Here is a 620-nt window from a genome sequence, read left to right as displayed (position 1 = left end):
CCCCTCATTGACCGCTGACCATCGTACCCGTACCTATGCCGATGGTGCCGTGATTGAATATGAACCCGCCACCGGCCTATTGAAAGCAACGGGTATTGAACAAGGTTGCATTGAAGCAAAAAATAGCCTGACGGTGAGCGCAAAGCGAGTTACCGTCAAAGCGGCAGTGAATATTGAACTGGACACGCCGAATATTATCTGCACGAATAACCTGACCACCGCGTTACTGACCGTCACCCAAGGCGCTCAGATGGCGGGGGATGTGATCCACTCCGGCGGTACCTTGATGTCTAACGGCATTCGTGTTGATAACCATCGCCACGGCGGTGTTGAACGCGGCAGCGCCATGACGGAGGGACCGCAATGAATGCCATGGGGATGAACCGGCAAACCGGCCGATTTATCAGCGAAAATGCGCATATTGCCCAGTCGGTGCAAGATATTTTACTGACCCAGGTGGGCAGTCGGGTCATGCGCCGTGATTATGGCTCACTGCTGTTTAGTCTGCTGGATAAACCCCAAACCCCGGCATTAAGACTGCAACTGATGGCAGCCTGCTTTAGCGCACTTTTACGCTTTGAACCGCGGATCAGGCTGGAAAAAATTAATATCGAACAACA

At 52.7% G+C, this 620-nt stretch carries 2 protein-coding genes; both read left to right on the top strand.

From position 1 onward, the window contains the following. The coding region (locus CBG25_RS06255) for a phage baseplate assembly protein V (protein ID WP_290605367.1) at positions 1-367 on the top strand (367 nt) is incomplete at its 5' end. Further along, on the top strand, positions 364-620 hold a 257-nt coding region (locus CBG25_RS06250), incomplete at its 3' end, for a GPW/gp25 family protein (protein ID WP_290605365.1). The genes CBG25_RS06255 and CBG25_RS06250, both read left to right, overlap by 4 nt.

It is taken from the genome of Arsenophonus sp. ENCA (genome assembly GCF_002287155.1).
Classification (GTDB): Bacteria; Pseudomonadota; Gammaproteobacteria; order Enterobacterales; family Enterobacteriaceae; genus Arsenophonus; species Arsenophonus nilaparvatae.
This window is presented reverse-complemented; position numbering and strand designations above follow the sequence as displayed.